General features: G+C 65.5%; 24 protein-coding genes. 12 read left to right on the top strand and 12 right to left on the bottom strand.

Going from position 1 to position 24,253, the window contains the following annotated elements:
• Window positions 1-33: 33 nt before the first annotated feature.
• The 4 genes from L0U83_RS05155 to L0U83_RS05140 form a co-directional block, all read right to left on the bottom strand.
• Window positions 34-387, bottom strand: coding sequence for a RidA family protein (locus tag L0U83_RS05155; protein ID WP_233881180.1), 354 nt, complete (start codon window positions 385-387; stop codon window positions 34-36).
• 96 nt (window positions 388-483) lie between these two features.
• Complete coding sequence (locus tag L0U83_RS05150) at window positions 484-1,377, bottom strand: alpha/beta fold hydrolase (protein ID WP_233881179.1); 894 nt, start codon at window positions 1,375-1,377, stop codon at window positions 484-486.
• Between the two features lie 290 nt (window positions 1,378-1,667).
• Window positions 1,668-2,309, bottom strand: a complete 642-nt coding sequence (locus L0U83_RS05145; protein ID WP_233881178.1) for a CoA transferase subunit B — start codon at window positions 2,307-2,309, stop codon at window positions 1,668-1,670.
• Between the two features lie 15 nt (window positions 2,310-2,324).
• Window positions 2,325-3,032: a CoA transferase subunit A gene (locus L0U83_RS05140; protein ID WP_233881177.1), complete on the bottom strand. Its 708-nt coding sequence runs from the start codon at window positions 3,030-3,032 to the stop codon at window positions 2,325-2,327.
• Between the two features lie 257 nt (window positions 3,033-3,289).
• Between L0U83_RS05140 and L0U83_RS05135 the strand changes: the two genes are divergently transcribed.
• The gene (locus tag L0U83_RS05135) at window positions 3,290-3,862 is read left to right on the top strand and encodes a LuxR C-terminal-related transcriptional regulator (RefSeq protein ID WP_233881176.1); all 573 of its coding nucleotides are present in this window, start codon (window positions 3,290-3,292) and stop codon (window positions 3,860-3,862) included.
• A gap of 37 nt (window positions 3,863-3,899) precedes the next feature.
• Here the strand turns inward: L0U83_RS05135 and L0U83_RS05130 are convergent, their stop codons facing one another.
• Window positions 3,900-4,340, bottom strand: coding sequence for an acyl-CoA thioesterase (locus tag L0U83_RS05130; protein ID WP_201700380.1), 441 nt, complete (start codon window positions 4,338-4,340; stop codon window positions 3,900-3,902).
• A 65-nt stretch (window positions 4,341-4,405) separates the two neighbouring features.
• Window positions 4,406-5,185, bottom strand: a complete 780-nt coding sequence (locus L0U83_RS05125) for an SDR family oxidoreductase (RefSeq protein WP_028204260.1) — start codon at window positions 5,183-5,185, stop codon at window positions 4,406-4,408.
• A gap of 176 nt (window positions 5,186-5,361) precedes the next feature.
• On the opposite strand from L0U83_RS05125, the gene L0U83_RS05120 reads away from it, so the two are divergent.
• A complete protein-coding gene (locus tag L0U83_RS05120) occupies window positions 5,362-7,035 on the top strand; it encodes an electron transfer flavoprotein-ubiquinone oxidoreductase (protein WP_233881175.1) in 1,674 nt (557 codons plus the stop codon).
• A gap of 95 nt (window positions 7,036-7,130) precedes the next feature.
• Here the strand turns inward: L0U83_RS05120 and aroC are convergent, their stop codons facing one another.
• The 3 genes from aroC to L0U83_RS05105 form a co-directional block, all read right to left on the bottom strand.
• The gene (gene aroC / locus L0U83_RS05115) at window positions 7,131-8,231 is read right to left on the bottom strand and encodes a chorismate synthase (RefSeq protein ID WP_233881174.1); all 1,101 of its coding nucleotides are present in this window, start codon (window positions 8,229-8,231) and stop codon (window positions 7,131-7,133) included.
• Window positions 8,232-8,369: 138 nt separating this feature from the next.
• Window positions 8,370-10,355: an MFS transporter gene (locus L0U83_RS05110; protein WP_233881173.1), complete on the bottom strand. Its 1,986-nt coding sequence runs from the start codon at window positions 10,353-10,355 to the stop codon at window positions 8,370-8,372.
• Between the two features lie 102 nt (window positions 10,356-10,457).
• A complete protein-coding gene (locus L0U83_RS05105) occupies window positions 10,458-10,913 on the bottom strand; it encodes a CBS domain-containing protein (RefSeq protein ID WP_158757482.1) in 456 nt (151 codons plus the stop codon).
• A gap of 306 nt (window positions 10,914-11,219) precedes the next feature.
• Between L0U83_RS05105 and L0U83_RS05100 the strand changes: the two genes are divergently transcribed.
• The 3 genes from L0U83_RS05100 (at window position 11,220) to L0U83_RS05090 (ending at window position 13,806) form a co-directional block, all read left to right on the top strand.
• On the top strand, window positions 11,220-12,554 hold the full coding sequence (locus L0U83_RS05100; RefSeq protein WP_233883729.1) for an O-acetylhomoserine aminocarboxypropyltransferase: 1,335 nt from the start codon (window positions 11,220-11,222) through the stop codon (window positions 12,552-12,554).
• The gene (locus L0U83_RS05095; RefSeq protein WP_233881171.1) at window positions 12,551-13,390 is read left to right on the top strand and encodes an alpha/beta fold hydrolase; all 840 of its coding nucleotides are present in this window, start codon (window positions 12,551-12,553) and stop codon (window positions 13,388-13,390) included. The genes L0U83_RS05100 and L0U83_RS05095 overlap by 4 nt, the downstream gene beginning before the upstream one ends.
• A 95-nt stretch (window positions 13,391-13,485) precedes the next feature.
• Window positions 13,486-13,806: an Mpo1-like protein gene (locus L0U83_RS05090; RefSeq protein ID WP_233881169.1), complete on the top strand. Its 321-nt coding sequence runs from the start codon at window positions 13,486-13,488 to the stop codon at window positions 13,804-13,806.
• 45 nt (window positions 13,807-13,851) lie between these two features.
• Here L0U83_RS05090 and L0U83_RS05085 read toward each other — a convergent pair whose 3' ends face one another.
• Window positions 13,852-15,153, bottom strand: coding sequence for a YihY family inner membrane protein (locus tag L0U83_RS05085; protein WP_233881167.1), 1,302 nt, complete (start codon window positions 15,151-15,153; stop codon window positions 13,852-13,854).
• A gap of 93 nt (window positions 15,154-15,246) precedes the next feature.
• Between L0U83_RS05085 and wrbA the strand changes: the two genes are divergently transcribed.
• The 4 genes from wrbA (at window position 15,247) to L0U83_RS05065 (ending at window position 18,711) form a co-directional block, all read left to right on the top strand.
• Window positions 15,247-15,870, top strand: coding sequence for an NAD(P)H:quinone oxidoreductase (wrbA, locus tag L0U83_RS05080; RefSeq protein WP_233881165.1), 624 nt, complete (start codon window positions 15,247-15,249; stop codon window positions 15,868-15,870).
• 68 nt (window positions 15,871-15,938) lie between these two features.
• Window positions 15,939-16,283, top strand: coding sequence for a DUF2069 domain-containing protein (locus tag L0U83_RS05075; protein ID WP_233883727.1), 345 nt, complete (start codon window positions 15,939-15,941; stop codon window positions 16,281-16,283).
• A gap of 155 nt (window positions 16,284-16,438) precedes the next feature.
• On the top strand, window positions 16,439-17,875 hold the full coding sequence (locus L0U83_RS05070; protein ID WP_233881163.1) for an FAD-binding oxidoreductase: 1,437 nt from the start codon (window positions 16,439-16,441) through the stop codon (window positions 17,873-17,875).
• A gap of 29 nt (window positions 17,876-17,904) precedes the next feature.
• Window positions 17,905-18,711, top strand: coding sequence for a metallophosphoesterase (locus L0U83_RS05065; protein WP_233883726.1), 807 nt, complete (start codon window positions 17,905-17,907; stop codon window positions 18,709-18,711).
• Window positions 18,712-18,745: 34 nt separating this feature from the next.
• On the opposite strand, the gene L0U83_RS05060 is transcribed toward L0U83_RS05065, so the two are convergent.
• The gene (locus tag L0U83_RS05060; RefSeq protein ID WP_199272076.1) at window positions 18,746-18,889 is read right to left on the bottom strand and encodes a hypothetical protein; all 144 of its coding nucleotides are present in this window, start codon (window positions 18,887-18,889) and stop codon (window positions 18,746-18,748) included.
• A gap of 173 nt (window positions 18,890-19,062) precedes the next feature.
• The gene (locus L0U83_RS05055) at window positions 19,063-20,001 is read right to left on the bottom strand and encodes a LysR family transcriptional regulator (protein ID WP_233881160.1); all 939 of its coding nucleotides are present in this window, start codon (window positions 19,999-20,001) and stop codon (window positions 19,063-19,065) included.
• 156 nt (window positions 20,002-20,157) lie between these two features.
• On the opposite strand from L0U83_RS05055, the gene L0U83_RS05050 reads away from it, so the two are divergent.
• Genes L0U83_RS05050 through L0U83_RS05040 form a run of 3 tightly spaced genes read left to right on the top strand, consistent with a single transcriptional unit; the run spans window position 20,158 to window position 24,228 of the window.
• Window positions 20,158-21,768 carry an efflux transporter outer membrane subunit gene (locus tag L0U83_RS05050; protein WP_233881159.1) on the top strand — a complete coding sequence of 537 codons (1,611 nt, stop codon included), beginning with the start codon at window positions 20,158-20,160 and terminating at the stop codon, window positions 21,766-21,768.
• Window positions 21,769-21,779: 11 nt separating this feature from the next.
• Window positions 21,780-24,038 (top strand): FUSC family protein, encoded by a 2,259-nt coding sequence (locus tag L0U83_RS05045; protein WP_233881157.1) that lies wholly within the window; start codon window positions 21,780-21,782, stop codon window positions 24,036-24,038.
• A complete protein-coding gene (locus L0U83_RS05040; RefSeq protein WP_028208049.1) occupies window positions 24,028-24,228 on the top strand; it encodes a DUF1656 domain-containing protein in 201 nt (66 codons plus the stop codon). The genes L0U83_RS05045 and L0U83_RS05040 overlap by 11 nt, the downstream gene beginning before the upstream one ends.
• The last annotated feature ends 25 nt before the right edge of the window (window positions 24,229-24,253 follow it).

Below are 24,253 nucleotides of genomic sequence, written 5' to 3'. Positions count from 1 at the left end.
CGTCGACTGAGACGCCGACTGCGCGACTCGCGCTCAATCGCGCTGCGCAGCCACTACGACGATCTCAACGAGGCATTCCGGATTCGCGAGCTTCGCTTCGACCGTCGCGCGCGGCGGCGTCGCGCCTTGCGCGACCCACTTGTCCCACTCGGCGTTCATGCCGGGGAAGTCCTTCATGTCAGCGATATAGATCTGCACCGAGAGGAGCAGCGACTTGTCGCTGCTCGCCTCGCCCAGCAGGCGGTCAATATGGCCGAGCACTTCGCGCATCTGGCCAGCGATGTCCTGCTGCGTGTCCTCGGCGATCTGGCCAGCCAGGTAGACGGTGCCATTGTGGATTGCGGTTTCCGAAAGACGCGGGCCAACGTGGTGACGAATGACTGCCATGAAAATTCCTGTTGAGAAGTGAAAAACGGTCGACTTCCGGGCCGGCGCAATCCAGCGCGCATGCGTGCGCGCCGGAATATGCCGACGAATCTCACATTATGACGCGCGAAGGGCCTCGCCGTCGAAGAAACGGCGCGCGATCGCGATCTGGTCGGGCGCGAGGAACGCAGGCGCATGTCCTACGCCCTCGACTTCGACGCTCGATACGTTGCGCCCGGTCTCGACCATCTTCGCGACCGTTTCGCGCGAAAGCAGGTCCGAAAGCGCGCCGCGCACGACAAGCAGGGGCCCTTCGAACGCAGCGAGCGAGCGCCACAGGAACTTCTCGCCCTCTTCGTTCTGCTCCGGCGTGGTCGACTTGAAGGGTTCCGCAATGCGCGGGTCGTACCGGTAGCGCCACTGGCCGTCCACTTCATGCAGCAACGGCGTATTGATCTCGCGCCAGTCCTCGGCGCTCAGCGGGCCGAACGAGGCCGCGAGAAGCGCTGCATTGTCGATGCCCTCCTGGAGCGTCGCGAAAGGCTCGGCGCGCCCGACATACTCGCCGATGCGCGCGAGCGACGCGGGTTCGATATGCGGCCCGATGTCGTTGAGCAGCATGCGGCCGATGGGCGCACCCGGCAGCCCTGCAAGCGCCATACCGATCAGGCCGCCCATCGAGGTGCCGAACCAGTCGACTTTCTCCGCTCCGGTGCGCGCGATCAGCGTGACCATGTCCGCAACGTACTGCGCGACGCCGTAGCCGCGCGGGTCGAGCAGCCACGACGAGAGGCCGCGCCCGGCCACGTCCGGGCACACGACACGGTATTGGTCGGCCATTGCAGCGGCGAAGCGGTCGAAGTCGCGCCCCGAGCGTGTGAGTCCGTGCACGCACACGAGCACGTGCGCATTGGCGGGGTCGCCCCACTCGGTGTACGCGATGCGGTGCAGGCCTGTGGGACTGAGACACTGGACATATTGCTGGCGCGGCACGGCGGTCGATTCGGTCATCGCTGGATCCTCACTCGAAGGCGCATCAAGACTTTCGGCCGATTGTAAACGGCTTTGCCGCACGGCATCGGCGGCAAAGCCGCACGCAAACCGTACCCAAATGCACCTCCATGCGGGCCTCCCGCCACGGTGGCCGGCGCCCCCGGGGGTTGCGCCCCTCTCCCATCCTGCCTATGCCGTTCGGCCGACGTTTCAACACGACGCCAACGCGCAACAATGCAAGCACCGCAAAAACGAAACGGGCGAGACCGAAGTCTCGCCCGCCGCAAATCATGCTTACGCTAAGACGTTCAGCCCACAGCGCTCACATCGAGTGGCGCGCCAGTCTTGGCCTTGATCTCGTCCACCGTCACGCCCGGTGCAAGCTCGGTCACCTTCAGGCCCGCTTCGCTCACTTCCATCACACCGAGGTCGGTGATGATGAGATCGACCACGCCCACGCCTGTCAGCGGCAACGTGCAGGCTTCGAGGATCTTGTGCTGGTCACCCTTCGCCACGTGCTCCATCAGCACGACCACGCGGCCAACGCCCGCCACGAGATCCATCGCGCCGCCCATGCCTTTGATCATCTTGCCGGGGATCATCCAGTTGGCGAGGTCGCCCTTCTCGCTCACCTGCATGGCGCCAAGGATCGCCAGGTTGATGTGGCCGCCGCGAATCATCGCGAACGAGTCCGCCGACGAGAAAATCGACGACCCCGCCAGCGTCGTCACGGTCTGCTTGCCGGCGTTGATCATGTCAGCGTCCACTTCTTCCTCGGTCGGGAAGGGGCCGATGCCGAGCAGCCCGTTTTCCGACTGCAGCCACACTTCCATGCCCGTGGGCACGTGGTTGGCCACGAGCGTAGGCAGGCCAATACCGAGGTTCACGTAGAAGCCGTCCTGCAGTTCCTTCGCCGCGCGAGCGGCCATTTCGTCACGATTCCATGCCATGGTCGGTCTCCTTCCTTAGTTGCCCGCCGCGGCGCGCACGGTGCGTTGTTCGATGCGCTTTTCTGGGTGCGCGTTGAGCACGATGCGCTGCACGAAGATACCCGGCGTATGGATGGCGTCCGGATCGAGTGCGCCGTTCTCGACGATCTCTTCCACTTCCGCCACGGTGATCTTGCCGGCCATCGCGCACATCGGGTTGAAGTTGCGCGCCGTGCGGCGGAACACCAGATTGCCCGACTTGTCGGCCTTCCACGCCTTCACGAGCGCGACATCTGCCGTGAGCGAATGCTCGAGCACGTAGTGCTTGTCGCCGAACTGGCGCGTTTCCTTGCCTTCCGCGATCAGCGTGCCGAAGCCGGTGTTCGTGAAGAATGCCGGAATGCCGGCGCCGCCCGCGCGCAGCTTTTCAGCCAGCGTGCCTTGCGGCGTGAATTCGAGTTCGAGTTCGCCCGACAGATACTGGCGCTCGAATTCCTTGTTCTCGCCCACGTAGGACGAGATCATTTTCTTGATCTGGCGCGTCTCCAGCAGCAAGCCGAGGCCAAAGCCGTCCACACCCGCATTGTTGCTGATGCAGGTGATGCCCTTCACGCCCGTATCGCGCAGTGCGCCGATCAGCGCTTCGGGAATGCCGCAGAGGCCAAAGCCGCCAACCGCGAATGTCTGCCCGTCCTTGACGATGCCTTCGAGCGCGGCAGCCGCGCTTTTGTAGACCTTGTTCATCAGTGTGTCCCTTCCTCTAATGGAAATCCGCCAATCCGGTTTGTCGCGCGGACGTCGAGCGCGTCCGGACGCTCAATTCTAGTCATGCCCCGGTGGCGTTGCCGTGAAGCCGGCAGCCCGGGCGGGCTGCGCGCACGGGCTCAAACGAGCCGCGCGAGCTTTGAAATCTGCTCCTCCGATGGGTGCAAAGCGTACGCTGCCCCCCTGTTGCGGCACAATACGCAAAACTACATAAAGCAATACCCGCACCGTCCGCCATGGCCGCTCCAACCCAATCCGTCGAACGCTCCGCTCTCGACTACCAGACCGCGTTCCATCTCGCGCCCATCGGCCTCGTGCTTGCGCGCGAGCGCACCATCGTCGATTGCAACGACCAGGTCGCCGCCATCTTCCGCTGCGCACGCGAGGCGCTGATAGGCCAGTCGTTCCAGGTGCTCTACCCGTCTGCGGACGAATTCGAGCGCATTGGCGCCCGCATCCCGCCGATCATGACGGCGCAAGGCAGCTACGCCGATGACCGCATCATGAAACGCGCCACCGGTGAACTCTTCTGGTGTCACGTCACGGGGCGCTCGCTCGACCGCACCGAGCCGCACGCGGCGGGCGTCTGGACGTTTGAAGACCTTAGCGCGACGCGACGCGTGGCCATCGAGCTCACGCCGCGCGAGCGCGAGATCGCCGCGCAGCTCGTTACCGGCAAGACCAGCAAGCAGATCGGGCGAATTCTCGATATCAGCCCGCGTACCGTGGATGTTTATCGCGCGCGCCTCATGCGCAAGTACGACACCGGCAACGCCACCGAGCTGCTGCAGCGGCTGCTCGGTCAGTAAAGGCGCGCGCCGCCGGCGCACGCATGCCACGCAAAGCTCAGCCCACTCGGTCAGATTTGACCAGTCCCGCATGCTCGATCGTCGCGCGCAGCATGTCGGGAATCGGCACTGATTTGCCCGCCGCGTAGTCGATCCACACGCAGCGTGCGTTTCCGCGTGCGTAGAGCGTGTCCGGCTCGTCGGCGCGGCGTAGTTCGAAACCGGTGTCGAAGCTGCTGCGGCCTGGCTGGCCGACGGTCATCGTGCAGATGATGTCGCCGGGGTAGTGCAACTGCTTGAGGAATTCCATCGAAGCATTGACGATCACGGGCCCCTGACCGTCGCCGCTCTCTGCGGCCACGCCCAAATGCTCGAACCAGGAAATCCGCACCTGCTCCATGTAGCGGAAATAGACCGTGTTGTTCACATGGCCGAACGCGTCCATGTCGCCCCAACGGATCGGCATGGTCATTTCAAATACGGGGTGGTAGTCACTCATTGCACTTCAACTTCTGGTTGTTGCGAAAAAACGGAATGCCGGCCGGCGGCCGGACTCGCCTGCACTCAGGTGAGCCCGAAGCCGTCGTCGGCGGTGATGATCGAACCGTTGATGAACGACGATTCGTCGGCGGCGAGCAGCAGCAGCAGGCCATCCAGGTCTTCGGGCTTGCCAACGCGGTGGCGCGGCAGCATCGAGACGAGCTTTTGTCCCTGCTCCGTCGACCAGTGGTGATGGTTGATCTCCGTGTCGATGTAGCCCGGGCAGATCGCGTTTACGTTGATGCCGTGACGCCCCCATTCGAGCGCCATCGCCTTCGTCATATGGACGACCGCGGCCTTGCTGATCGCGTACAGGCCGATTTGCGGCAGCACACGCAGGCCCGCCACCGAAGCAATATTGATGATGCGGTACGCCGGCTTCGGACCGCCGCCATTGCCGCGCATGATCATGCGCTTGGCGACCTCCTGGGCCACGAAAAAGGCGCCGCGCGTGTTGGTGTCGAAAACGTATTCGAAGTCGGCAGGCGTGACGTCCGCGAGCTTTTGCGTCGTGGAGACGCCCGAGTTGTTCACGAGGATGTCGATGGTCCCCGCCTCGGTTTCGGCGTGCGCCACCGCCGAACGAATGCTCTGGTAGTCGGTCACGTCAAGCGAAACGACGTGAGCCGCGCCGCCGCTCGCCTCGATTTCGGCGCGCAGCTCCTTGAGCCGCTCCACGCGGCGGCTTGCCAGCACGACTTTTGCCCCCGCCTGCGAGAGCACCTGGGCAAAGCGCTTGCCGAGCCCGCTGGAGGCCCCCGTGATCATCGCGACCTTGCCTTCCAGATTGATCGAACGGCCCATTTCCGCTTCCTGTTCAGAGGTGAATAAGCGCCAGAGCGCGGCGTGACCGCCACGCCAATTCTGACGCCACAGAATAGAACGGTCGTGCTAATGTTAGCCTGTTGGGTTGCGGCACGGGGAACGTTACCCGACAATACGAACCCGAAAAAAGCATTCTAATGGCAAGAGGAGCATTGATGACCCCCGCAAGTCTTTTAGAGCAATACGGCCCACGCGAGTCGATGGAATACGACGTCGTGATCGTCGGCGGTGGCCCGGCCGGCCTGTCCGCCGCCATCCGCCTGAAGCAGCTGGCCGCGGAGAAAGGCGCTGAAATCGGCGTGTGCGTGCTGGAAAAGGGCTCGGAAATCGGGGCGCATATCCTCTCGGGCGCGGTCATGGATCCGCGTGCCCTGAACGAGCTGATTCCGGACTGGAAAGAGCAAGGCGCACCGCTGAACGTGCCTGTGACCGAGGACAAGTTCCTTTTTCTTTCCGAAACGGGGGCTAAATCGGTGCCGAACTGGGCGCTGCCCGACAACTTCAAGAACCACGGCAACTACGTCATCAGCCTTGCCAATGTAACGCGCTGGCTGGGCCAGCAGGCCGAGGCGCTGGGCGTGGAGATCTTCCCGGGCTTCCCGGCTGCCGAGGTGCTCTACAACGACGACGGCTCGGTCAAGGGCGTCGCTACCGGCAACATGGGTGTGGGCAAGGACGGCGAGCCCACCGAGAACTTCCAGCTCGGCATGGAGCTGCACGCCAAATACACGCTGTTCTGCGAAGGCTGCCGCGGTCACCTGGGCCGGCAGCTGAACGAGAAGTTCAAGCTGGGCAAGGATTCGGACCCGCAGGTCTACGGCATCGGTATCAAGGAACTCTGGGAGATCGATCCGGCGAAGCACCAGCCGGGTCTCGTGATTCACACCGCCGGCTGGCCGCTCGAATCGGACACCTACGGCGGCTCGTTCCTGTACCACATCGACAACAACCAGGTGATGGTGGGTTTTGTCGTCGGTCTGGCGTACCAGAACCCGTATCTCTCGCCGTTCGAGGAATTCCAGCGCTACAAGACGCACCCGGAAATCCGCAAGTACCTCGAAGGCGGCAAGCGCGTATCGTACGGCGCGCGCGCGATTACCGCGGGCGGCCTGATGTCGCTGCCCAAGCTCGTGTTCCCGGGCGGCGCGCTCGTGGGCGACGACGCGGGCTTTTTGAACGCCTCGCGCATCAAGGGCAGCCACGCGGCGATCAAGACCGGCATGCTCGCGGCCGATGCCGCCTTTGAAGCCGTGCAGGCCGGCCGCCAGAGCGACGAACTCGCGGCCTATCCGGAAGCGTTCAAGCAGTCGTGGCTCCACACGGAACTCTACAAGGCGCGCAACTTCAAGCAGTGGATGAGCAAGGGCCTGTACCTGGGCACGCTGATGGTGGGCATCGAGCAGAAGCTGCTGGGCGGCAACGTGCCGTGGACGCTGCATCACCAGCATCGCGACCACGAAATGCTCAAGCCCGCTTCGCAGTGCAAGCCGATCGAGTATCCGAAACCTGACGGCAAGCTCACGTTCGACCGGCTCTCCTCGGTGTTCATCTCGAACACCAACCACGAGGAGAACCAGCCTGCGCATCTGACGCTCAAGGACGCGAGCGTGCCCGTGAACGTGAACCTGCGCACCTACGCGGGCCCCGAAGCGCGCTTCTGCCCGGCCGCAGTGTACGAGTTCATGAAGAACGACGACGGCAGCGACCGCCTGCAGATCAACGCGCAGAACTGCGTGCACTGCAAGACGTGCGACATCAAGGACCCGACGCAGAACATCGTGTGGGTCACGCCGGAAGGTGGCGGCGGGCCGAACTATCCGAACATGTAAATTCGGCAAACGAAAAAAGCCGCTTCAGGTGTGAGCCTGAAGCGGCTTTTTTGTTGCCTGCGCAACGAGTGCGGCTCACGCCGCACCGGCAAACATCAGTCGTCGCTGGCCGCGATCTTCGGCGTCGTCACGACGACGTCGGCATTCTGCGCGCGGTGGCGCAGCGCGTGATCGATCAGCACGAGCGCGAGCATGGCCTCGGCGATCGGCGTTGCGCGAATGCCCACGCACGGGTCGTGGCGGCCAAAGGTCTCGACCGTCGCGGGCTCGCCCGACTTGTCGATCGAGCGGCGCGGTGTACGGATACTCGAGGTCGGCTTGATGGCGATCGAGACGGTGATGTCCTGCCCCGTCGAAATGCCACCGAGCACGCCGCCAGCGTGATTGCCGTGAAAGCCATTGGGCGTGAGCTCGTCGCCGTGCACCGAGCCGCGCTGCGCGACGCTCGCAAAGCCCGCGCCGATCTCCACGCCCTTCACCGCGTTGATGCCCATCATGGCGTGCGCGATGTCGGCGTCGAGCCGGTCGAACAGCGGTTCGCCCCAGCCCACCGGCACGCCGCTCGCCACCACGTTCACGCGCGCACCGATCGAGTCACCGTCCTTGCGCAACGCGTCCATGTAGGCCTCGAGCTGCGGCACGACATCGGCGTTGGGCACGAAGAACGGGTTCTCGTGCACGTACTCCCAGCTCATGAACGGCACGTCGATCTCGCCGAGCGCGCGCATGTAGCCGCGCACTTCCACGCCGAAGCGCTCGCGCAGCCACTTCTTCGCAACGGCGCCCGCTGCGACCGTGGGCGCCGTGAGGCGTGCCGACGATCGGCCGCCGCCGCGATAGTCACGAATGCCGTACTTCTGCCAGTAGGTGTAATCGGCGTGACCGGGGCGGAAGGTCTCGACGATGTTGCCGTAGTCCTTGCTGCGCTGATCGGTATTGCGGATAAGGAGCGCGATAGGCGTGCCCGTGGTGCGCCCTTCGAACACACCCGAGAGAATCTCGACCTTGTCCTCTTCCTGGCGCTGCGTCACGTGACGCGACGTGCCGGGGCGGCGGCGGTCCAGGTCGATCTGGATGTCGGCTTCGGTGAGCGCCATGCCAGGCGGGCAGCCGTCGATGACGCAGCCAATGGCCGGACCGTGGGATTCGCCGAAGGTGGTGACGGTGAAAAGCGTACCGAGCGTGTTGCCGGACATGGCGGTCGTCCAAAGTGAATCGGGGAATCCAGCATTATGCCAGCCCGCGCGCGGCGACGCCCGACCGCGCGGTCAGGCGAAAGGCGGCGCAATGCCGGTTTTGGGCGACAAGACTTGCCGCCCCGCATGACCCATGCGTCAGCGCCGCGCGCCGCGCAGTTCCGCCACCACCTCCTGCAAGCGCTCGAGCGTAACGTCCGCCGCCGCGATCGGCTCGCCTACCGCGAGCGTCAACCGGCTAGTCAGACCTCGCCGTAGCGGCCGCTCCTGCCCGGATGCCGCAAAGCGCGAGAACGCGCTGCCCCACAGCCCACGCAACGCCATCGGCACGACGGGAACGGGTGTGCGCCTCAAAATTTCGGCCACGCCATGCCGGAACGGATTCATGTCGCCCGTGCGCGTGAGCTTGCCCTCCGGAAAAATGCAGACGAGATCGCCCTCGGACAGCGCAGCCGCGCACGCATCATAGGCAGCGGCAGGCGCAACCGGATCCTCGTGAGCGGGCGCAATCGGAATGGCCTTGGCGTGACGGAACACCCAGCCCACGAACGGTGAACGGAAGATCTGCTGATCCATCACGAAGCGGATCGGCCGCGGGCTCTCGGCCATGATGACGATCGCATCGACATAGCTCACGTGATTGCAGACGAGCACTGCCGCGCCCTCAGTTGGTATGCGTTCGGCGTGCACGAGCCGTACACGGTAGAACGTATGGACGAGCGCCCACGCCATGAATCGCAGCAGGAACTCAGGCACGAGCGTGTAGATATAGGCCGCCACGACGATATTGAGCAGCGCCGTAGTGAGGAAGATGCCGGGAATGCCGACGCCCGCGGACGTGAGCGCCATCGCCATGAGCGCCGAGACGATCATGAAGAGCGAATTGAGGATGTTGTTCGCGGCGATGATGCGTGCGCGGTGGCTGGGTGCGCTGCGGCTCTGGATCAACGCGTACAGCGGCACGCTGTAGAAGCCGCCGAACATGGCGAGCAGGAACAGGTCCGCAAGCACGCGCCAGTGCGCGGCGGTGCGCAAGAATTCGCCCACCGAAAGCAGATGGGACGCAGCGGGCAACGCATGGCTCGCAAAGAAGAGATCGATGCCGAACACACTCATGCCGATTGAGCCGAGGGGCACGAGGCCCACCTCGATGCGCCGCCGCGAGAGCCGCTCACAAAGCAGCGACCCCAAGCCGATGCCAAGCGAAAACATCGCGAGCAGCACGGTCACGACGTCGGGATCGGCCGACATCACGTCTTTGGCGAAATTGAAGAACGACGCCAGAAACGTCGCGCCGACGAACCAGAGCCACGAAATGCCGAGCAGGCTCAGAAACACCGTGCGGTTGCCGTGCGCGAGGCGCAGGTTGCGCCAGGTTTCGGAGAAAGGATTCCAGTTGATGCGCAGATCCGGCTGCGATGGCTCGCACGACGGCACGAACGCCGAGGCCACACGCCCCACGAGCGCGATGACGATGCACATGCCGCCGAGCCACCATGCGCCGAGCGGCGGCCCAACGTCGGCATGCGCAGACGCGGGGTCCATCGCCCCGATACCCGCCGCCACGCCCCCGACGATCGTGCCGAGCAGAATCGCGACGAACGTGCCCATCTCGACGAGCCCGTTGCCGCCAACCAGTTCATCGGGCGCGAGCCGCTGCGGGAGGTACGCGTACTTGACCGGCCCGAACACCGTGGAATGCACGCCCATCAGGAACGTGCACGCATACAGCAGCGGCGCGCTGTGCATCCAGAAACCGGCCGCGCCGATCAGCATGACCGCGATCTCGAAGGTCTTGACCCAGCGTGTGAGCATCGCTTTGTCGTACTTGTCGGCGACCTGGCCCGAGGTCGCGGAAAACAGTACGAACGGCAAAATGAAAATGGCCGAGATGAGAAACGCGACCGTCTTCGGATCGACGCCGGAAAAACGCGCGGCCTGATACGTGACGAGCGAAGTAAAGCCGATCTTGAACACGTTGTCGTTCATCGCCCCGAGGAATTGCGTCCAGAAAAACGGCGCGAAGCGACGCTGGCGCAGCAGCGTGAATTGCGAAGCGTGGTCACCCTCATTGAGCGCCTTGCGCTTGTCGCGCCGCGCCGCGGGCATCGGTCTATCGTTCATCGAGTAGGAGTCGCACTGACGGAATTCATGAGGCCCAGACGCGAAAAAGCGCGCCTGACGCGCGCTTTTTCATGCTGACCGAGGGCGTTGCACGGGCTGCGCTCAGCGCGCCGGCTGACGCTCCTCTTCGGGCCAGTCGCGAATATAGGCCTTGAGCAGCTTGTTCTCGAAGCCCTGCGCTTCCACGACGGCCTTCGCCACGTCGTAGAACGAGATCACGCCCATGAGCGAGCGGCTTTCCATGACCGGCAGATAGCGCACGTGATGCTCGAGCATCATGCGGCGCACTTCGTCGACCTCGGTTTCCGGCGTGCAGGTGATGGGGTGATCATCCATGACCTTGCGGATCGTCGTGGTGCCGACGCTGCCGCCGTTCGCGCGCAGCGTGAGGATGATCTCGCGAAACGTGAGCATGCCGACCAGATCGCCGTACTCCATGACGACGAGCGAGCCGATATCGTGCTCGGCCATGGTGTTGACTGCCTCGTGCAGCGCAGTATCGGGCGTGACGGTGTAGAGCGTGTTGCCCTTCACCTTGAGGATGTCGCTGACACGCATGATGTGTCTCCAGGAATGCCGCTAGTAATGGGGGAAATGCTGAAAAGATGCCTACCTGATTCGATCCTAGCGGAAAGATTGTTAAAAGGAAAGCCGCGCGGCGGGCGCTCCGCGGCGCCCCGAAACGTCTGCCGAAAGCCGTAGCGAAGGGTTTTCCGGCGCGCGTCCGTCCACGCGGGCGGCCGCCCGGAACGCCCTCCATCAGGCCCGAAAAACGCCAAGCCGGACGTCCTGCACCCCGCCGCCGGTGTTACGATGCCCTTCACCCTCGACACCAGGCCGGTTCGCGCCGGCCGCGCCGCCACGATGTCATCGAATCCCGATAGCCGTTTCGACACGCTCGCGCTGCACGCCGGCGCGGCGCCCGACCCCGCCACCGGCGCCCGTGCGACGCCGATCTACCTCACCACCTCGTTCTCGTTTCGCGACACCGACCACGCCGCCGCGCTCTTCAACATGGAGCGTGCGGGCCACGTGTACTCGCGCATCTCGAACCCGACCGTCGCCGTGTTCGAAGAGCGCGTGGCCGCGCTCGAAGGCGGCGCGGGCGCGATCGGCACCGCGAGCGGCCAGGCCGCGCTGCATCTCGCGATTGCGACACTCATGGGCGCAGGCTCGCACATCGTCGCCTCGGCGGCGCTTTACGGCGGCTCGCACAACCTGCTGCACTACACGCTCAAGCGCTTCGGCATCGAGACGACCTTCGTGAAACCCGGCGACCTCGACGCCTGGCGCGCGGCGCTGCGGCCCAACACGCGCCTCTTGTTCGGCGAAACACTCGGCAATCCGGGCCTGGACGTGCTCGACATCGAAGCCGTCGCGCACATCGCGCACGCGCACGGCGTGCCGCTCCTCGTCGATTCGACGTTCACCACGCCTTACCTGCTGCGCCCCTTCGAGCATGGCGCGGATCTCGTCTATCACTCGGCCACCAAGTTCCTCGGCGGCCATGGCACGACGATCGGCGGCGTGCTGGTGGATGGCGGCACGTTCGACTTCGAAGCGTCGGGGCGCTTTCCCGAACTCACCGAGCCCTATGCGGGCTTTCACGACATGGTGTTCAGCGAGGAAAGCACCGTCGCGCCGTTCCTCCTGCGCGCGCGCCGCGAGGGCCTGCGGGACTTCGGCGCGTGCCTGCATCCGCAGGCCGCGTGGCAGTTGCTGCAAGGCATAGAAACGCTGCCGCTGCGCATGGAGCGGCATGTGGCGAACGCGCGGCGCATCGTCGAATATCTCGCCGCGCACGAAGCGGTCGAATCGGTCGCGTGGCCCGAGCTGCCGAGCCATCCCGATTACGCGCTCGCCAGCCGTCTGCTGCCGCGCGGTGCTGGCGCCGTGTTCAGCTTCAACCTGCGCGGCGGACGTGCGGCGGGCAAGCGCTTCATCGAATCGCTCACACTCTTCTCGCATCTGGCCAACGTCGGCGACGCGCGCTCGCTCGTGATCCACCCCGCCTCGACCACGCATTTCCGCATGGACGCCGCGGCGCTTGCCGCCGCTGGCATTGCGGAAGGCACGATCCGGCTCTCGATCGGACTCGAAGATCCCGCCGATCTGGTCGATGACCTCAAGCGCGCGCTGAAGGCGTCGCAAAAAGCGGAATCATCGAAGGCCAAGCCCAGCGGCAAGGAGGCGTCATGATCGTCGATCTCGCCGGCAAGCCGGTCTATGCCTACACGGCCTCGCGCCCGATCGACCGCACGCTGCCGTTCGCGGTGTTCGTCCATGGCGCGCAGCACGATCACAGCGTCTGGGCGCTGCAATCGCGCTATTTCGCGAATCACGGCTTCAACGCGCTGGCCGTCGATCTGCCCGGCCACCTGCGCAGCGCGGGCCCGGCGCTCACGAGCATCGGCGCGCTCGCCGATTGGCTGGCTGCGCTGCTGGACGCGGTGAACGCGCCGCAGGCCTTCGTCGCCGGCCACAGCATGGGTTCGCTCATCGCGCTCGAATTCGCGGCTCGCCATCCGGAGCGCGCGCAGCGCATCGCCCTGCTCGCCACGGCGTTCCCGATGACGGTCGCGCCTTCCTTGCTCGAAGCCGCGCGAGAGCGCGAGCCGGAGGCGATCGCGCTCGTCAATGCGTGGTCGCACTCGACGCTCGCCGCCAAGCCGTCGAGCCCCGGGCCCGGTTTCTGGCTGCGCGGCATGAACCAGCGGTTGATGGAGCGTGTCGCCGCGCGCGGCGAGCCGCAGCTTTTCCATACCGATTTCGCGGCGTGCAATGCTTACGCGGATGGCCTCGCCAGTGCTGTGAAGGTGCGCTGCCCGGTGCGCCTGATCGTCGGCAAACGCGACGCGATGACGCCGCCGCGCGCGGCGCGCGCCCTCGCCGACGCGTTCGCGCAAGCCGGCACGCCGGCGGATACGGTCACGCTGGACGCGGGTCACGCGCTGATGACCGAGCAGCCCGATGCGACGCTCGACGCGCTCTATGCTTTTGCAACGCAGCAAGCGCCGCGCGTGGGCAACGGCTGACGGTTCACGCCTGCCCTGGTTGCACGGTCGTTCGGAACGCCGGAAAATGGCTGAATCAACCATCCCCTGCGTGTCCACGCAGAAAGGAGGAGACGATGCAACCCACCACGCATACCGAGCATTTTTCGAACTTCGCGGAGTTCTACCCGTTCTACCTGAGCGAACATAGCAATCTCGTTTCGCGGCGGCTGCATTTCATCGGGTCGCTAGGCGTGATCGGCTTCGTCTGCATGGCGATCGCCACCGGCAACTGGCTCTGGCTGCCGCTTGCCATCGTCTGCGGCTACGGCTTCGCGTGGGTCGGACATTTCAAGTTCGAGAAGAACCGCCCGGCCACCTTCCGTCACCCCATCTACAGCTTGATGGGCGACTGGGTCATGTTCGCGGATATCTGCCGCGGCAAGATTTCTCTCTGATCCGAATTTGATGCGGCGGCGCGCTTCTCCAGGCGCGCCGCATCGTCACGCCGCCGGATGCGGGAGCACCGGCGCATGCTCCTCCGTCAGCGCGGGGAAGCGCCGCGTCGCAAGCAGCGACGCGAGTGAAATCGCAAGCTTGTCGTTGTCGAGCGCGCCGAGCAGCATGTGCGCGTCGATACTGCTCGACTTGAGCTGATACGCCAGTTCCTTGCGATCGATCGCGAAGCGGTCGAAGATGCGCACAACCGTTATGCGCGCGGGATTGCCGATCAGCAGGAACAGCGTTTTCGCGCGCTCTTCCTGTTCAAGACGCCCGACGAGTTCATCCGCCTCGAGACCGTCGATCAGCCGTCTAACCGTGGCCAGGTCGCGCCGCAGCAACTGCGCGAGTTGCTCGGTCGTGCGGCCCGGCTCGCCCGCTTCCCGCGCATCGGCGAGGCCCGCGAGCAGTTCGAGCGCGTCGAGCAGATCGCTGCCCGGAAAGCGCGGCCGGTCGAAGCGCCCCGTGCGGATTTCGGGCAACGCCGAGGTGATCATCGCGCCGACGAGTGTGATGAACCAGCTCAAGTACATCCACAGCAGGAACATCGGCGCGGCCGCGAACGCGCCATAAACCGCCGTATAGGTCGGAATGCGCCGCACGTAGTAGCCAAAGCCGCGCTTGGCCGCCTCGAACGCGATCGCCGCGGCGATGCCGCCCACCAGCGCGTCGCGCCACTGCACGCGGCAGTTCGGCAGGTACACATAGAGCATCGTGAACGCGAGCGCCGTAAGCGGCAGCGAAGCGCCGAAGAGCATCCAGTCGAGAATGCCCGACACGTGCTGCTCGGTTGCGATCACGGCGGAACGCGTGAACACGTACGAGGAGATCGACAGGCTCACGCCGATCAGGATCGGCCCGAGCGTGAGGATGGCCCAATAGACGAGCACGCGCTGCGCGAACGGCCGCGCCTTGCGCACGCGCCAGATCAGGTTGAAGGCCGACTCGACGGTCATCATGGTCATGACCGAAGTGACGAAGAGCACGATCATGCCCATCGTCGTGAGACCCTTGGCCTTCGAGGCGAACTGGTTCAGGTACTTGAAGATCTGGCTATTGATCTGCGCCGGCATGAGGTGGTCGGCGAGAAAGGCCTGCAGCGAACTCTGGAACGAAGCGAAGATCGGGAACGCGGTGAAGAGCGCGAACGCGACCGTGGCGAGCGGCACGAGCGAGAGCAGCGTGGTGAACGTGAGGCTGCCCGCCACCTGTGGAATGCGATCTTCGCGGCTGCGCCGCGCCGCGAAGCGCGCGAGCCGCTTGACGATGTCCAGATCGATCTTCACCCTCGACAGCACATCCATCGGCCCGCCTTCCTCCCCACTGTGAACACTTTGATTGCCGCGCATCGGCGGCAAACCCAACCCCTATAATATCCCGTCCACCGACGAGGCCCGATGAAACCGATTCTTGTGCTCTATTACAGTCGACATGGCGCAACCCGCGAGCTCGCGCGCGCGATTGCCCAGGGTATCGACAGTGTTCCCGGCGCCGAAGCGCGCGTGCGCACGGTGCCGCCCGTCTCGACGGTCTGCGAGGCCACCGCACCCGATATCCCCTCCGACGGCCCACCCTACGTCGAACTGCGCGATCTCGAAGAATGCGCGGGTCTCGCGCTCGGTTCGCCCACGCGCTTCGGCAATATGGCCGCGCCGCTCAAGTACTTCCTCGACGGCACTACGCCGCAGTGGCTTTCGGGCGCGCTCGCGGGCAAGCCCGCCTGCGTGTTCACGTCGACGGGCAGCCTGCACGGCGGCCAGGAAAGCACGCTGCTCTCGATGATGTTGCCGCTGCTCCATCACGGCATGCTGCTCGTGGGCATCCCCTATACCGAAAGCGCGCTCACGACCACGGATGGCGGCGGCACGCCCTACGGCGCCTCGCATCACGCGCGCCAGGCCGCGCGCGGCCACGGCTTGAGCGCCGACGAGAAGACGCTCGCGAGTGCGCTGGGCGTACGGGTTGCGCGCGCGGCGCTCGCGCTCGCGCTCGCCACCAGTGAGCCAGGCCAGCGGCTGTGAACGCCAGCGCGCAGGACGTCACTGAGCCCATCGCACAGCGTCGCGGCGCCGCGCTCGGCGCCTTTGCGATGCTCGCCGCGCTCACGCTGCTGTGCATTGCGTGGGAATGGCGGCTCGCGCCGCTGCGCCCCGGCGGCAGCGCACTCGTGCTCAAGGCGGTGCCGCTCGCCCTTGCGCTGCCTGGCGTGCTGCGACGCAGGCTCTACACGCTCCAATGGGCCGCGATGCTCGTGCTGCTCTACCTGGCGGAAGGCATCGTGCGCGGCATGACCGACCGCGCGCCGGGCAACCTGCTTGGCTGGGTGGAAGTCGCGCTATCGCTCGGCTTCTTCGCGTGTGCGCTTGCCTATGTCGCACCGTACAAGCGTGCTGCGAAACGTGCTGTGAAGCCTGCGAAACGCGAGTCGGCCTAAGCGAGTCCGGCAACCGCGCGCCCACGCCGCATCCGCATTGCCCTCGGGCGCTGCGTGAAGGCTATCGCCGTGTCACACTAGCCGTTTGAGCCTCGCGACTTCACGCCAATCGCGCCGTTGCGCCAGCCTGGCGCAGGCACGAACTCCGAAACACCATGACCGACTCCACCCCGACCGCCAGCCAAGCTTTTCTCGACGCCTGCGCCGCCGCCATCGGCGCGCAAAACGTGCTGACCGACGCGCACGACACCGCGCCCTACCTCGCCGACTGGCGCCGCCGCTACCAGGGCGCGGCCTTCGCCGTGCTTTGCCCGGCCAACGCGCAGGAAGTAGCCGCTGTCGTGAAGCTCGCGCATGAGCATCGCGTCGCGCTCGTGCCGCAAGGCGGCAACACGGGCCTCGCGGGCGGCGCCACGCCAGACGCGAGCGGCAAACAGGCCGTCCTGAGCCTGCGCCGCCTGAACCGCGTGCGCGAAGTCGACGCCCACAACAACACGATCACCGTCGAAGCCGGCGTGATCCTCGCCGAAGTCCAGGCGCGCGCAAAGGATGCAGGCCGCCTCTTCCCGCTTTCGCTCGCGGCCGAAGGCAGCTGCACGATCGGCGGCAATCTCTCGACCAACGCAGGCGGTACCGGCGTGCTGCGCTATGGCAACACGCGCGAGCTGTGCCTCGGCCTCGAAGTCGTCACGCCGCAAGGCGAGATCTGGGACGGCCTGCGCGGGCTGCGCAAGGACAACACCGGCTACGATCTGCGCGATCTCTTCATTGGCGCGGAGGGCACGCTCGGCATCATCACCGCCGCCGTGATGAAGCTGCATCCGCTGCCGGCCGCGCGCGTCACCGCGCTCGCCGCGCTCGGCTCGGCGCATGCGGCGCTCGACTTCCTCGCGCTCGCGCAGCGCTACGCCGGGCCTCTGCTCACGGGCTTCGAGCTGATGTCGGACTTCTGCATGCAGCTCGTCGGCCGTCATTTCCCGCAAATGCGCTATCCGTTCGCGGCGCATCACGCGCAGGTCGTGCTGCTCGAACTCTCTGACAACGAAAGCGAAGAACACGCGCGCGCACTCTTCGAGCGGCTCATGGAAGAAGCGCTCGAACAAGGTCTCGTGGAAGACGCCGTGGTCGCCGAAAGTCTCGCGCAGTCACAGGCGTTCTGGAATATCCGCGAGCACATTCCGCTCGCGCAGGCGCAGGAAGGGTTGAACATCAAGCACGATATCGGCGTGCCGATCTCACGTATCGGCCACTTCATCGAGGAAACCGACGCCGAGATCGCCCGCGTAGTGCCCGGCGCGCGCATGGTCACCTTCGGCCATCTCGGCGACGGCAATCTGCACTACAACGTGCAGGCGCCTGAAGGCGGCGACCCGAAACGCTTCCTCGCCGAAAACGAGAAGACGCTCAACCGTATCGTCTACGACAGCGTGGATCGCCATCGCGGCACGATCAGTGCCGAACACGGCCTCGGGCAGTTGAAGATCGACGAGAACATGCATTACAAGAGCGAGGTCGAACTTGCGCTGATGCGTGCGATCAAGACCGCGCTCGATCCGTTGAACCTGATGAATCCGGGAAAAGTGTTGCCCTGATCGAAGGAGCGAGAACCGTGATAAACCCGGTGAAGATCCGCGTGCTGTCCGACCTGCATCTCGAGCACGACGAGCCCGACACGATCCCGCATGCGCAGGCCGATCTCGTCGTGCTCGCGGGCGACATCCACAATCATGGGCTCGGTCTGCGTTGGGCGGCGGAAACGTTCGATCCGCAGGTGCCGGTGGTGTACGTGCCCGGCAATCACGAGTACTACGACGGCGATCTCGGCGCGCTGGAAACGGCGATGCGCGACGCCGCCGCCACACTCGACAACGTGCATTTCCTCAACGACGGCGTGTATGTCGATCCGGCGGGCCGCTTTCGCGTGCTCGGCACGACGCTGTGGGCGGACTTTGCGCTCTTTGGCGCCGACGAGGCCGCGCGCGAAGCCGCCATCGCGGCCGCGATGCGCGTGATGCTCGACTTTCGCGGATTGATCCAGGTGTCGTGGCCGGATAGCCCGAAAGCGCTCGCTCGCGACTTCACGCCGGCCGATTCGCTCGCGCTCCATGCGCGTTCGCGCGCGTGGCTCGAAGCGGAACTGGCGAAGCCCTTCGCGGGCGAGACGATCGTCGTGACGCACCACGCGCCGCACAGGCAAAGCCTCGCGCCGCGCTACGCGGAAGATCTGGTGTCGGCGGGATTCGTGAGCGATCTCGACGCGCTGGTGCGCGCGCCTGTCGCGCTATGGATACACGGCCACACGCATACGTGCTTCGACTACACGGTCAACGGCACGCGCGTGGTGTGCAATCCGCGCGGCTATCGCGACCGCCGCACGGGGCAGCCGGAGAATCCGGCCTTTGCATGGGACAAGGTGGTGGAGATCTAGCGCGGCGAACGTGCGCGCTATTTCAATGCCTGCGTCAATGCATGCGTGCGTCGTCGCGGCGCACGCGCAGCGTCACGGGCTGCAGCTGCGCGCGGCGCATGCGCAGCAGATCGCGCGATGCCGCGATGCCGATCAGGCCCATCATCACGGCGATGCCGATCATCAGATGCGTATCCATGTAAGTTCCCGTGTTGGCAGAAAGAGGGTTGCGTGAAACAGTCCCGCTACCTTACCAAGCCGCCGCGCCACCGGGCGTAAGGAAGTGTTGCCATCTGCGCAAGCTGTAACAGGCTGTCACAGCCTGCGCGCGCCCTTTTGATCAGGCGCAAATCAGGCGCAAGCACAGCCGCCTCAGGTGCGCGCGAACCGGCGCAGCTCGTTTTGATCCCTCGCGAGCGTCGAAGGCATGCTCTCGCGCAGCAGCTCGACCCAGGTGCGGATCTTCGCGTCGAGGTACTGGCGCGACGGGTACACCGCAAAGACATTCATCTCCTGCGACTTGTACTCCGGCAGGATCCACTGCAGTTCGCCGCTGCGCAGACCGCTGATCGCCGAATATATCGGCAGCAGGCCCACGCCCATGCCCTCGCGTACGGCCACCGCCATCGCCTCCGCCACGTTCACCTGGAAGGTCGCCGCGCCGAGATCGACCGTGGTCTCGCCTTCGGGGCCCGTGAAATGCCATTGCGAGGTCGGGAACACGGGCGTCACCATCTGCAGGCAAGTGTGGTGCGCGAGATCGGCGGGCCGTTGCGGCACGCCGCGCTTCTCCAGATACGCCGGCGAGGCAACCGCGATGCTGAACGCGCTCGTGAGCCGCTGTGACACGAAACCCGAATCCGGCAGATCGGTCGCGACCACGAGGGCCACGTCATAGCCCTCGTCGAGCAGGTCCGGCATGCGCTGCGCGAGCGTGAGCTCCACGTGCACGTCGGGATAGCGCTGCTGATATTGCCCCACCGCCGGCACCACATAGTGCTGACCGAAGCTCGTCATGGCGTGGACCTTGAGCTTGCCCGACGGGCGCGCATGCGCGTCGCCGGCTTCCGCTTCAGCCTGATCGACGTAGGCCAGGATCTGCTCGCAGCGTTGCAGGTAGCGCTCGCCCGCCTCGGTGAGCGCGATGCGGCGCGTCGTGCGGTTCAGGAGGCGCGTGCGCAGATGCGCTTCCAGATCGGAAACCGCGCGCGAGGCATAAGCCGTGGTCGTGTTCAGGTATTGCGCCGCGCCCGTGAAGCTGCCCGCCTCCACCACCCGGACGAATACACGCATGTTTTGAAGCGTATCCATACCAATCCTCTATCTGACACACGAATTGTTTCATATTTCGCAAGATCGATTGTCTCACGTTTCGTAAAAATGCCTTGCATCCTTACCGGTTATTCACCAATCGCGCAAAAAATATAATGACGGACAGTGATTCATAGCCAAGATAAGGAGTAAATCGTGCAGTCTCCGGTACCGAAAGGACTCGCCGCACTCACGGTTCTTACGTTCTCGTTGATAATCGCGGGCTGCGCCAGTACCGGGGGCATCGCACCGCAAGCGAAACAGGCCGAAGCCGCGCAACTCGACGCCGGATCGGCGATCCGCGCGGCCAACAGTGACGCCGCCTGGCCCGCCAGCGACTGGTGGCGCGGCTATAACGACCCTCAACTGAACGCCTGGATCGAAGCCTCCGTGGCCGGCAACCCCTCGCTTGCCGCCGCCCAGGCGCGTGTGCGCGAGGCACGCTCGATGGTGGGCGTGGCCCAGGCCGGGCTCCTGCCGCAAATCAACGGCAGCATGTCCATCCAGCGTCAGCAATGGTCCGACAACGTTTATTACGGACCGGGACCGCTCGCGGGCGCGAATACGTGGAACAACACGGCCACGCTCGGCCTCTCGTATCACCTCGATCTTTGGGGTCAGGACAAGAACAACGCCGAGCGCGCGCTCGACGTGGCGCACGCCACCGCTGCGGACGCGCGCGCGGCGCAGCTCGAACTCGAAGTCAATGTCACGCGCACCTACATCGACATGTCGATGAACTACGCGCTGCTCGACATTGCGAAACAAACGCTCGCCCAGCAGCAGCGCATTCTCACGCTCGCGCAAAAGCGCCTCGCGGGCGGCATCGGCACGCAGCTCGAAGTGAGCCAGGCGCAAACGCCACTGCCCGAGTACGAGCGCCAGATCGACGCGCTCGAAGAGTCCATCGCGCTCGGCAAGAACCAGCTCGCGGCGCTCGCGGGCAAGGGCCCGGGCGCCGGCGAATCGATTGAGCGCCCCGCGCTCTCGCTCGCCGCGCCCGCGGGCCTGCCTTCGGCGCTGCCGGCCGAGCTGATCGGCTATCGCCCCGACGTGGTCGCGGCGCGCTGGCTCGTCGCCGCGCAAGCGCGCGGCATCGACGTCGCCAAGGCCGACTTCTATCCGAACGTGAACCTGCTCGTTTCGATGGGCGGCTACGCGGCGGCCGGCCCGCTGTTCCAGTTCCTCAAGTCGATGAGCGGAAGCTATGCCGCCGGTCCCGCGTTCTCGCTGCCGATCTTCGATGGCGGTCGCCTGCGCGCGCAGCTCGGCGCGCAGTCCGCCGCGTATGACATCGCCGTCGATCAGTACAACCAGACGATCGTGACCGCGCTCAAGGAAATCGCCGATCAGGTCGTGCGCATGCGCTCACTCGCGACACAGGAAGACGACGCGCACCGCTCGGTCGCGGCCGCGCAGCGCAACTACGATCTCGCGCAGGAAGGCTTCCGCCGTGGCCTGACCGACTACGTGAACGTGCTGATTGCGCAAACGCAGTTGCTGCGCGCGCAGGAAGGCGTCGCGCACATCCAGGCCGAGCGCCTCGCCGCACACGCCACGCTCGTCGCGGCGCTGGGCGGCGGGATGATCGACGCATCGAGCGATGCTGCAGCGAAAGGCCCGACCGAAGCCGAGCAACTGCCCGCGCATGGCAAGAAGACGCGTGACGTGCCGCTGATGCCCGCAGCGCTGCTCGCGCCGCACGGCTCGCATGCCTCGTCCGGGCCTGACGCCGCCGATGCAGGCGCGTCCGGCGCGGCGCACTAAGGCAGCCGGGAATGCAAGCGTCAACCTCCTCACCTTCGCAGCCGGGCGGCCAAAGCCTCTACGCCGCGCTCGCCGATTGGGCGCGCACCGACGGCCTCGTCTGGATCTATCTCTTCAAGGCGATCGCCGCCGCGCTGCTCGCGCTCGGCATCGCCATGAAGCTCGATCTGCCGCAGCCGCGCACAGCGATGACCACCGTGTTCATCGTGATGCAGCCGCAAAGCGGCCCCGTGTTCGCGAAGAGCTTCTACCGGATTTGCGGCACGCTCGTGGGCCTCGTCGTGATGCTCGCGCTGATCGGCCTCTTCGCGCAGCAGCCGGAACTCTTCATCGTCTGCACGGCGCTGTGGGTGGGTCTGTGCACCGCGGGCGCGGCGCGCAACCGCAACTTCCGTTCGTACGGCTTCGTGCTCGCGGGCTATACGGCAGCGCTCATCGGCATTCCGGCCTCGCAGCATCCCGACGGCGCGTTCATGTCGGCCATGACGCGCGTGGGCGAGATCTCGATCGGCATTCTTTGCTCGGGCTTCGTCAGCGCCGTGGTGTTTCCGCAGTTTACGGGCGAGCTGCTGCGCTCGAACGTGCGGCGCCGCTTCTCCTCGTTCGTCGATTACGTGTCGGCAGCGCTTGCCGGCCGTATCGATCGTTCGCATATCGAAGCGAGCAATGCGCGCTTCGTCGCTGACGTCGTCGGCCTCGAAGCGAACCGTAGCATGGCCGTGTTCGAGTCGCCCGACGCGCGCATGCGCTCGGGGCGCCTCGCGCGCCTGAACACCGAGTTCATGACGGTCTCCACGCGCTTTCACGCGCTGCACCAGTTGATGAACCGTCTGCGCGCGGATGGCTCCTCGGCCACCGTCGAAGCGCTGGAACCGTACTTCCGCGAGATCGCCCCGCTGTTCGCGAAAGCGGGCGAGCCGGTGCTCACCGCCGCCGACGCAACGCACGTCTCGAAGCAACTCGAAGACTACCGCTCGGCGCTGCCCAGGCGCGTACGCGCCACGCGCGCCGAACTCGAAGCGCAAGGCGACGCGCGTCTGCTCGACTTCGACACCGCCACGGAACTGTTCTACCGCTTCGTGCACGAGATGACCGAGTACACGGCCACCTACGCCTCGCTTGCAGTCGACACGCACTCGCGCGAAAAATGGATTGCACGCTACGTGCCGAAGACGAACCTGATCGCAGCAGGCGTGTCGGGCTTGCGCGCCGCGATCGTGATGACGCTGCTCGGCGCGTTCTGGATCGCCACCGCATGGCCGAGCGGCACGACCCTCGTGCTCAATGCCGCCGCGACCTGCGCGCTCGCCTCGTCCGCGCCGCAGCCCTCGCGCATGGCGACGCAGATGGCGCTTGGCACCGTGCTCGCTTCGCTCGTCGGCATGGTGCTCACGTTCGGCGTGTTTCCGCATATCGACGGCTTTGCGATGCTGTGCGTCGCGCTCGCACCCGCGCTCGCGTTCGGCGTGTTCCTCACGACGCGCCCGAAGTACGCGGGCTACGGCGTGGGCTACTGCATCTTCCTGTGCTTTCTCGCGGGCCCGGACAACGTCGTGCAGTACAACCCGAGCAGCTATATGAACGACGCGCTCGCGCTCATCGCGTCGATGGCGGTCTCGGCGCTGGCGTTCGCCGTGCTGCTGCCGCCCTCCACGCCGTGGCTGCGCCGGCGTCTGCTGGCCGACCTGCGCGGCGGTGCCGTGCAGGCCTGCCGCGCGCGTCTGAAGGGACTGCGCAACCGCTTCGAGAGCGGCGCGCGCGACCTGATGTTCCAGCTCTCGGCGATCGCCGGCAACGACGATGCGCAACGCCGCGACACACTGCGCTGGCTCTTCTCGACGCTCGAAGTCGGCAACGCCGCGCTCGATCTGCGTCACGAACTGGCGACGCTGCCCGCGCATCCGCAGTACGCGCAGGCAACGGCATGGCGCGTGACGATCGACGCGACGCTCAAGGCCGTGAGCGCGCTCTTCGATCGCCCGAGCGAGCCGCGTTACCGCGACGCGCTCGCGGCAACCGTCCGCGCCATCGATGCGAGCCAGACGGTGCTGCAAGGCATGTGGAAGCCCGATGCAACGAGCGCAGCCGAGCGTGGCGACACGCCGCTTCGCGAAGAGCGCCACCAGTTGCAGCGCATCCAGAGCCATCTGCATTTCATCCGCACCGCGCTCATCGACCCGCAATCGCCGCTTGCGGCCTACGCGGGCAGCGAGGGCGTGAATGCCCGTCAACCTCATGAAGACCATCGGGGAGCCAACCATGCCTCGTGACGTCGCGTTTCTCGACGCCTATATCCCGGCGATCGTGCTGCTCTTCATTCTGGGCGCGGCGATCACCTGGGTGCTCGATTCCGTGCTGGCCAGAACCGGCCTCTATCGGGTCGTGTGGCACCCGTCCCTCTTTCGCGTGAGCCTGCTCGTGGTCGTGTGCTGCGTGCTCGGCCTCGCGGTTTATCACTAAATGCGCCGCTGAATGCATCGCTGAA

The sequence above is a fragment of the Paraburkholderia flagellata genome, assembly GCF_021390645.1.
In the GTDB taxonomy this organism is placed as follows: domain Bacteria; phylum Pseudomonadota; class Gammaproteobacteria; order Burkholderiales; family Burkholderiaceae; genus Paraburkholderia; species Paraburkholderia flagellata.
Note: the sequence above shows the minus strand (reverse complement) of the source record. Positions and strands in the feature narration are given on the sequence as shown.